General features: G+C 68.0%; 2 protein-coding genes and 1 pseudogene. All 3 read right to left on the bottom strand.

Annotated features, from left to right (window positions below):
* Positions 1–6: 6 nt before the first annotated feature.
* Complete coding sequence (locus tag ABZ396_RS39090; protein ID WP_358922754.1) at positions 7–4158, bottom strand: carboxypeptidase regulatory-like domain-containing protein; 4152 nt, start codon at positions 4156–4158, stop codon at positions 7–9.
* 692 nt (positions 4159–4850) lie between these two features.
* A pseudogene (locus tag ABZ396_RS39095) lies at positions 4851–5012 on the bottom strand (transposase); the annotation flags it as partial.
* A gap of 112 nt (positions 5013–5124) precedes the next feature.
* Positions 5125–9012, bottom strand: coding sequence for a carboxypeptidase regulatory-like domain-containing protein (locus tag ABZ396_RS39100; protein ID WP_358922752.1), 3888 nt, complete (start codon positions 9010–9012; stop codon positions 5125–5127).
* Positions 9013–9577 lie beyond the last annotated feature (565 nt).

Raw genomic sequence — 9577 nt, forward strand, 5'->3', positions numbered from 1 at the left:
CCGGGATCAGCTGCAGGTGTGGTCGGGTGTGAGGGTGAAGTCGGCCGTGGTCGTCTTCAACTTGGCGATCTTGACCGACCTGGCCTGAGGCGCCCATGCGTCCTTGGCCGCGATCAGTGTGAGCGGGTTGTTCCGGGTGTCGAGCCAGAGCACGTACTGGCCGTTCTTGTCGGTTTTGAGGGTGTGGCTCGAGACCGAGGAGTCGATCTCCACCGTGGCACCGGCCAGTGGGACGGGTGCTCCGGTGCAGCCCGCGCCGGTCACCGTTCCGGTGATCTTGCCCCAGGTCCTGGGCGGTTGCACCACGAACGCCACCGGGATCGGTGCCACCGTGTACGGGGTCCTCGCGCTGACGGTGAGCTGCGCGGTGTACGTCCCCGGCTGGGTGATCGCGGCGACGTTCGCATCGAGCGTCGCCGTGATCGTGGCACTGGCGCCGGGCTGGATCGTCACCTGGGTGGTGTCCTCCGACAGCCAGGAAACGTCCGAGGCGGCGGAGCACTGGTCATAGCCGGGCAGCATTTCCGCGTCCTTCAACGCGACGAAGCCTCCGCGCGAGCCTCCGATCTTGTACAAACCGCAGGCCGAGCCGGCACGGTAAGCAGCGTTGTTGGAATTGGGCAATGCGGTCCAGGCGTTGGAGCTCGGGTCGTAGGCGAATCCCTGGTTGGTGATCGTGCTGGATCCGTTGGTTACGCCACCGGAGAGGAGTAGTTGGCCGTTGGCGGCTGAGTAGCCTGTCCCCCACAGATCGATCGGGAGATCGACGAGGCGGGTCCAGCTGTCCGATGACGGGTCGTAGGCGTAGGTGCGCTTGGACGTGGCCGTGCCCGCCGAGCCGCCCGCGCAGTAGACCTGCCCGCGGATGGCACCGCAGCCGAGCCAGGCGGTGGGCTCCGGATAGGCCTGCACCGAGCTCCATGTGTTCGACGCCGTGTCGTACAGCTGCACGTCCGTCGTGCCGCCGCACGTGCCGTCGCAGCCGCCGACGAGGTAGACCTTGCCGTCGAGCACGCTCACGCCGGAGCTGGCGTGCGGCTGGGGGTCGCTCGCCCCGGTCGCCCAGGTGTCGGAGGTCGGGTCGTAGATCTCCGTGGTGGCCACCGGAGATCCGTTGGAGTTCCAGCCGCCGAAGACGTACAGCTTGCCGTCGACGGCGGCCACCTGCGGCGCGTCGCGTGCGGTGCTCATATCGGCGATGGCGTTCCATGCCTGGGTGCCCGGATCGTAGACGTAGGACTTGGCGGTGATGGACAAGCCGTCGCTGCCACCGACCGAGTAGACCTTGCCGTTGATGGTCCCGACGCCGTTGTCCATGATCGGCGCCGGGTAGTCGGCCACAGTGGTCCATGGCGGTGCGTACGGTGTCGAGGCGGGCTTGGCGGCGGTGTTCGTGGCCGGCTTGCCGGGCTGGAACCGTTCGGGTGAGTAGTGTCCTTCGACCCTCTGCAGTGGCGCGCCCTGCGCGGCCGGCTGGTAGTTGCCCGGCCGCTCACCGATCTTGGCGGTGACCGGGGCGGTCCCCGTGTTCTTGACCATCACGGTCCGGCTCGTCCGGCTCTGCCAGGCCACCGTTGTGCTGATCGTGCCTGGACTCACTTCGAGCCGTGGTGCTGGCAGCGAGAACTCAGCCTCCGTCGCCGAGTCCGGGGCGACGTTCACGCTGACGTCCTGGGCGGTGTAATTGCTCGCCATGGCGGTGAAGGTGTGGCTTCCGGTGAGCGAGGAGTACAGCCAGTAGAAGCCGTCGCCCAGGTTCGGGTCGTCCGGTGTCGCCGCCGAGGTCGTCTTCTCCGTAGGATTGCCGGCCGAGGTGACCGTGGCGCCGTTGAGGGCGACTCCGGTGTTCTTGTCGAACTCCTGGCCGACGACCAGACCACCCGGCGTCGGCACGCAGGCACGTCCGCCGATGTAGACGTCGTCGACCTGCCACCACCAGCTCTGGTTACCCGTGTAGTGGAACCGTACCCGGACGGCGCTCTTGCCGGCCGCCTGGGACAGGTCCACGACCTGGGTTGCCGTTCGGACGCTGTCGTAGGTGTGGTGCCAGACGGTGCTCCAGGTCTGGCCGCCGTCGACGCTGACATCGACGTTGCCGACCTGGTTGACAAAGCCGGCGTAGTCGGTGTTGAAGGACACGTACGGGTGGGTGTCCCCGCTGAAGTCGGCGACCGGACTGATCAGCGAGCTGTCCTGGCCGGCCCCGGTGCCGTAATGGAAACTGTCGATGCCGGCGAAGCCACCCGAGCCGCCCGTCATGTTGGTGCGCTTCCCGGGGTCGTTGAAGACCCAGGCCTGACCGTTACCGATGTTGTCGTCGACCGTCCACCCGGCGGGTGCGGTGGTGCCGTCGAACGTCTGCGTGGTGCCGTCGTACGTGAAGGCGTAGCCGGCCGCGCTGCACGTGGTCTGGTCGACCGAGACGTTGATGTCGTGGGTCACGTCCGACGAACCGACCTCCACGTCGGCCGCGTCCTCCTTGTAGCCGGGGTAGAGCGCATCGGACTGCAGGGTGTAGGTGTTCCCGGCAGGCAGACTGAGGCTGTAGCGCCCGGTCTTCGGATCGGTGTGGGTGATCGCGGTCGGTTCACCCTTGACCTGCACGGTCGCATACAGCGGCCAGCCATGGCCCGAGCCGTCACGGACCGTACCGGTGACCTTGACGGCCGGCTTCGCGGTGAGCGCGAAGTTCTCGGTCACCGTCTGACCCTCGGCGACTGCCACACCCGAAATGGTCCTGGAGACGTACCCGAACTTGGAAGCCGTGACGTCGTAGGTCCCGATGGGCGCGTTCAGGCTGTAGTGCCCCTGACCGTCCGTCGTGGCGGAGCTGTCGCCGAAAGCCACCGTGGCCTGCGCCAGTGGGTTGGTGCCGTCGGTGACGGTGCCGGTCACGATCCCGTGCGGCCCGGAACGGAACGCCCCAACGCCGTTCGGGGTGCCCAGCCCGGTGGGTCCGTCGTATCCGGGTCCGGCGGTGCACAGGTACGACGGGGTGCAACTGCCGTTGCTGCCCGAGGTGACGTCGTTGAGGTTGGCGGTGTTCTCGTAGGGCAGGGAGTTGGGCTGCGAGCCGGTCGCGGGGGCGCCGCCGAGGGCGTAGACCGAAGCGATGACCGGCGAGGACACGCTGGTGCCGCCGTAGACATGCCAGCCGCCGTTGTACACGGCGACTCCGGTGTTGGGGTCGGCGACCGCGGACACGTCGGCGGTCGCACGCTTGGCGCAGCCGGAGTCGCTCTGGAACGACGGCTTGGTCTCAAAACCCGAGCAGCCGCTGCCCGCGCCGGACCACGCGGCCTCGGCCCAGCCGCGTGTGGTGGAGGTGTCCTTGACCAGCGAGGTGCCACCGACCGCGGTGACGTACGCCGAAGCCGCCGGGTAGCTGACCCCGTAGCCGAAGTCACCCGTGCTGGCGGTGACAACGACGCCGGGGTGGTTGAAGTAGGCGCCGTCGGACTGCGTCTCGCTGGAGTCCTCGGCGCCGCCGTAGCTGTTGGAGACGAACTTGGCGCCCTGGGCGACGGCCTGGTTCACAGCCGTGCCGAGGTTGTTCAGGTAAGCGTCGTCGGCCTCCACCAGCAGGATGTTGCAGCTGGGGCAGATCGCGCTGACCATGTCGAGGTCAAGGGAGATCTCCCCGGCCCAGTTGGAGTCCGCCGGCGGGTAGTTGGTGCCGCCGCGCTGGTCCATCTTCTTGAAACAGCCGTTGGCGGTCGTGCACGGTGGCAGACCGTACTGCTGCCGGTACACGGCCAGGTCGCTCTCAGCGCTCGGGGAGTCGTAGGCGTCCACGATCGCGACGGTCTGACCGGCTCCGCCGGAAGGCAGGTTGTAGGCGCTTCGCAGATCGGCGGGGCCGAACCCGACAGGGGTGGCGTTCGGCTGCACGCCCTTCGGACCGATGACGTCGTCCCGCTTGACGGACATGCAGGACATCTCGCCGGCCTTCGAGGGCTTGGCGCAGACCTGCCGGGTCGGATGCTGGCCAAGGGAGGTCGGACTGGTGGCGTGTGTCTGCGGGACCAGTGGTTTGGGGGTGCTGTCGGTGGCGTAGGAGGTGGCGGGCACGGCGATCAGTGTGGCCACCGCGAGCACCAGCGCCACCAGCGTGGCGGTCAGCCGACCGACTATGGAGCCGACAGCAGAGGGTGACACGCGGCGGATGCTCCACGTGACGGGTCGGCAGGGCATGTACGTCTCCTGAGAACACACAACGGGGCCTGGCTTGCGGCCTGGTGAGTAGGTTGATCCTGGTCGAGGCTCTAGCCGTATTCGTTCAGGATTCGGAATAAGAAATTGCCGCGGGGCCTGACGGCAGAGGTTGCCGCCCGGCCGAGGTGGCGTCGGTGACGAGCTTGATTGCACCTGACCGGAAATTCGAAGAATGACCCCACGCCAGCAGACGGAGATCGCTTGCTGGTTGTCACAGGGAAGGTGCCAGTTGGCGCCGCAGAGGCGCAAGATCAGTCGGGTGGCCAACTTCCGCCAAATGGCGGCCAGCGGCCAGCAACGACAAAAATATTTCGCGGAATTGACGCCGTGGGACCGGCGAGGAAACATAGCTGCTCTACGCCGCGTAGTATCTGCCTGCAGCGCACAACTTTGCGTGTACTCAGGTTGAATCGGTGATGTCCGGTAGCGGTTCGATGATCAGGCCCGCGCCGGCGTTCGACCGGGTTGAGCTCCTTATGCGTCCTCGGCCAGCAAGTACGCGACCTCCTCGGCGGCCCGGACGGGGCTATCCGACCCCACGGCCGGGCCTGTACCGTCAGCGGTGTAAACCTGATCAAGGGAACACCTGATGAGTGATGTGATCGTCTCTGTCGAGGCGGTTGAGGCGAGCCGGCGACGAGCATGAGGACGTCGCGGCCCCCGCGGTTCTTGATCTCGGTCAGGACGGTCTGCCAGTACTTGGCGCCCTCGCCGCCGTCGCCGGCCCACAGGCCGAGAATCTCGCGGTAGCCGTCGGCGGTGACCGCGATGGCCACGTGAGCTCGTCCGTACCGCACCTTGGAGCACTTTTGGAACCCTACAGAGGAGGCGGCCCTCCAGCGCGGCCTGTACGACCGCGCTGGAGGGCCGGCGTCGGGCCGGAACCAGTGGTGCTCACGGTTCCGGTGATCATTTCTTCGGCGGGACCACCGTCAAGGAGACCGGAACGCCGTGCACCTGGTAAGGGGTGTTGGTGTTGATCACCAACTGCGCCGTATAGGTGCCCGCTTGGTTGACCTCCGCCACTGCGGCGTTCAGGGTGACCGTGAGCTTCACCGACGCGCCGGGCCGGAGGGTGAGTTGCTGGGTGGGCTCGGACAGCCATGGGACGTCGGTCGAGTCCCGCTGGTCGTAGCCGGGCAGCCGTTCGACGGTGGCGACCGGGAAGGTGTCGCCCGTCGAGCCGCCGACCTTGTAGAGGCCGGTCGCACCGCCGCCGCGATAGGTGGCCTGGTTGACGTTGGGTAGCGTGGTCCACGCGTCCAGCGCCGGATCGTATGCGAATGCCTGATTGCTGAGTTTGCCTCCGATGATGCCGCTGGAGAGCGTCAACAGGCCGTTGGCCACGGCGGTCGCCGAGCCCCAGTCCGTCTGCGACAGATCGGGCAGGGGGGTCCAGCTGTCGGACGACGGGTCGTAGACGTAGGCGCTCTTGGACGCAGAGCTGTCCGTGGCCCCGCCCGCGCAGTACAGCTTCCCCAGGATGGCACCGCAGGAGGTCCACGCTGTCTTTTCCGGGTAGTCGGCCGCTGTCGACCAGGAGTCGGAAGCAGCGTCGTACACCAGGACGCTGGTGCTGCCGCAGTAGTTGGGGCCGCAGCCCCCGACGGCATAAAGCTTTCCGTTCAGGACCGCGCTCCCGGAGGCGGCCAGCAGACGGGTGTTCCGCGCCCCGAATGCCCAGGTGTTGGTGGCGGGGTCGTAGATCTCCAGGTTGGCACTGGGCGCGCCGAAGTTGCTCCAGCCGCCGGCGGCGTACAGCTTGTCTCCGATGAATCCGTGGACCGGCGCCTCGCGGATGTTGCGGGCGTCGGCCAGCCTGGTCCAGGTTCCGGTCTCGGGGCTGAAGACGTACAGCTTGTTCAGCCTGTTGAAGATGTCGGTGCCGAACTCGTTGTAGACCTTGCCGTTGTGTACGTCCACGGCGTTGTCCTGGAGGCCCTCCGGAAGGTTCGGCGAGGTCTGCCACGCGGTGCCGCCGGCCTGGCTGGCGGCGGGCGGAGTGCTCGCCGCGGACGAGGGGCCGGCCGCTGAGGGCTGGAGCGCCAGCGGCGAGAAGTCACCTGCTGTCCTGCTGAGCGGGGCGCCCTGTGCGTCGGTGCTGAAGCCGCCGGGCCGCTCGGACAGGGTCAGGGTGGCAGGGGCTCCGCCGGTGTTCTTGACCGTCAGGGTCCTGGTGGTTCGGGATCCCTGGCTCACCGAGGCGCTGAGCGAGGTCGGAGTGACGGTCAGCTGCCCCGCGTCCAGCGGGAACATGAGCTTTGCGATGCTGCCTTCGCGGACGCGTACCTTCACGTCCTCGGACAGCGGGGCGTACGGCCGCTTCGCCGCCGTAAGGGTTTGCTTGCCGGTCGGCGCGAACAGCCAGTAGAAACCGCCGTTCACAGTGGCGTCGTCCGGCGTCGCGTTGGTGGCGGCGGCCAGACCGCTGCCCGAAGCTCCCGTCACCTGGGCGGCATTGAGTGGGTGACCGGTGTTGGCGTCGGTCACCCTTCCCGCGACCAGCCCGCCGGGCGTCGTCGGCAGGGTGCGGTTGCCGACGAAGATGTCGTCAACCGACCAGTACCAGCCGAAACTGGAGGTGAAGTGGAAGCGGATCCGCACATTCGCGTCGTGGGCGAACGCGGTCAGCGGCACGGTGATCTTCGAGGGTCCGCGGATGGCGCTGTTCGCCGACCACACGTTCGACCACGTGGCTCCGCCGTCTGTGCTGGCGTCGATGGTGGCCTTCTGAAGCTGGTAGGCGAGGTAGTCCGTCTGGAAGCTGAGCTCCGGGGTGGTGTCCGCGCTGAAGTCGTAGGCCGGGCTGATCAGGCTGGAGTCCTGGTGTGCCGAGCGTCCCGCATGGTCACTGTCGGCGATCGCGAATGCCCCGCTGCCGCCTGTGGTGTTGCCGCGGCCGGACGGGTCGTCGAACTCCCAGCCGCCGACCGTGCCCGCGGCATCGGTCACCGTCCAGCCGCTGGGGGCCGCGGTGGTGGAGTCGAAGCTCTCCGTGGTTCCCGTGTCCTTGGGTGTGTACCCGGGGGTGGTGCCCGACCACAGGTCGGCCGGCACGGCGATGTTGCGCCTGGTGTCCGATCCACCGAGGCGGACCGGCACGGAGACCGGCTGGTATCCGGGGTAGGCGCTGGTGACGTGCAGGGTGTAGTCGTGGTTCTGGGGAAGGTCGACGTGGTAGGCGCCGGTGTACGGGTCGGTCCAGACCGGTCCGCCGGGCACACCGTCGATGGTGATCTTCGCGTAGAGCGGCCAACCCTGACCGGATCCGTCGGTGATCTTGCCGGACACGCGCCGCGACGGCACCGGGGCCAGCGCGAAACTCTTGGTCAGGCTGTTCCCGTCGGCGAGTTGGACCCCGGTGGCGGAGCCGGTCGCATAGCCGTAGGCGTCGACCGTGATGTCGTACGTGCCGGCGGCGATCGCCAGGCTGTAGGAGCCGTCGGCACCGGTGTGGGTGCTGCCTTTGCCCACCGCGACCACGGCGCCGGAGATCGGAGCGCCCGTCGAGGCGTCGGTGACCGAGCCGGAGATCGTGCCGTGCGGGCCGTTGCGGAACGCGACCAGGCCGTTGGGCGTCCCCAGACCGGTCGGGCCGTCGTATCCGACGCCCGCCGTACACAAGGGGGCCGGAGTGCAGACGCCGTTGCTCCCGGTGGTGACGTCGTTCAGGCCCGAACCCTGAGCCAGGTACGGGTAGGAGTTGGGGTACGAACCCGGTGTGGGGGTGCCGGCCGAGGCGTAGGCACCGGTGATGATCGGCGCCGAGGCGCTCGTTCCGCCGTACACGGCCCAACCGGCGCCGCCGTAGGTCTGGTAGACCGACACACCCGTCGCCGGGTCGGCGACCGCCGAGACGTCCGCCACGGAACGCATGGCGCAGACGGAGTCGGTCTGGAACGCGGGCTTCGGCTCGTACGCCGAGCAGCCCGATCCCGTGCCCCCGTTGCCGCTGTGCCACACCGACTCGGACCAGCCGCGCGCCGTACCGGCGTCGCGCACCAGGGCGGTCCCGCCCACGGAGGTCACGTACTGCGACGAGGCCGGGTAGGACACCCCGTACGCGCTGTCGCCGCTGGAGACCACGACGGCCACGCCTGGGTGGTTGTAGTAGGCGTCGAGCTGAGTGGTCTCCGCCGGGTCTTCGCCGCTGCCGGGAGCCGGGCTGTACGAGGACCCGTAGGAGTTCGACACGTACTTGGCACCCAGCGCCACGGCCTCGTTCACTGACGCGCCGAGGTCGGCGAAGCCGGCGCTGTCGCCCTCGACCAGCAGGATGTGCGCGTTCGGCGCGGCTGCCGAGACCATGTCCAGGTCGAGCGATATCTCGCCCGCCCAGGCGGTGTCGGCGGCCGGGAGGTCGGTGCCGCCCCGCTGACTCACCTTCTGGAAGCAGCCGTTGGCGGTGGTGCAGGCCGGCAGCCCGTACTGCGCCCGATAGACCGCCAGGTCCTGCTCCGCGTTGGGGTCGTCGAACGCGTCGACGATGGCGATCGTCTGTCCGGCGCCGCCGTCAGCGGGCAGGCCGTAGGCGCCCCGCAGATCCCCGGCGCCGTATCCGGCGGGAGTGAGGGCGGCCGCCCTCACTCCCTTGGTCGCGGGCACGTCCGTACGGCGCAACGCGAAGCAGCCGAACTCACCGGGCTTGGGCCGGGCGCAGCTCGCCACCACGCCCGGATGCGTGGTGGCGGACCCGGCCGCCACCGGTGAGGCCGGTACCGCCTGGGCGCCAGGTGCCTGTACGCCCAGCAGGACCAGGGCGCCGGCGCTCAGCGCCGCGGTGGTGGCAAAGACCATCCGTCGGGATATTCCGGGCCCGGATCTGCCTGCAAATCTGTCTCTTCGTCTGAATCCAGGCACAACGCGCACATTGTCTCCCGCGTGAGGAAAAGACCGGGCCGTAGGGCTCCGGTCGGTTGGGGCATGAATGCTCCGCGAACCAACACTCGTCCGTCATATTTCACGCGAACATCGGCGCGAATAAGGGCGCGTAACAATATTTTTTCCAAGTCCCCCAATGCCCTTGCGTTTAGCCTCGCGCTTTCGCGCGCCCAGCAGACTCGGAGGTCTTCGTGATGTAGCTGATCTTGAGTCGTAAGCTCGTTGTCGCCTGCCGGTGGAAGTCCGGTCCGGGTAGCTGCCAGGAGGCCCGGTAGCAGACTGGCGGCGTCGGGGGGAAACGCCCGGCGTCGAAGCCCAGTGTCGAAAGCCCTGCAAGGGGGAGCAAAGCAGCGGTCCGTAGCATCACGCGAAGCCTGCGGCGTCGTTGCCTCTGACCAGCGAGAATGAGGATTGTCGAGGTCCTTGTTCCCGCCACCGCCGGAGGCACTTTCCAGGTGAAGAAGCGTATCGGGTCCTACCC

It is taken from the genome of Streptomyces sp. NPDC005866, from assembly GCF_040629895.1.
GTDB lineage: Bacteria > Actinomycetota > Actinomycetes > Streptomycetales > Streptomycetaceae > Streptomyces.

Excerpts from the sequence above, each read along its gene's own strand:
- ABZ396_RS39100 (WP_358922752.1), bottom strand. The coding sequence starts at position 9,012 with ATGGTCTTTGCCACCACCGCGGCGCTGAGCGCCGGCGCCCTGGTCCTG.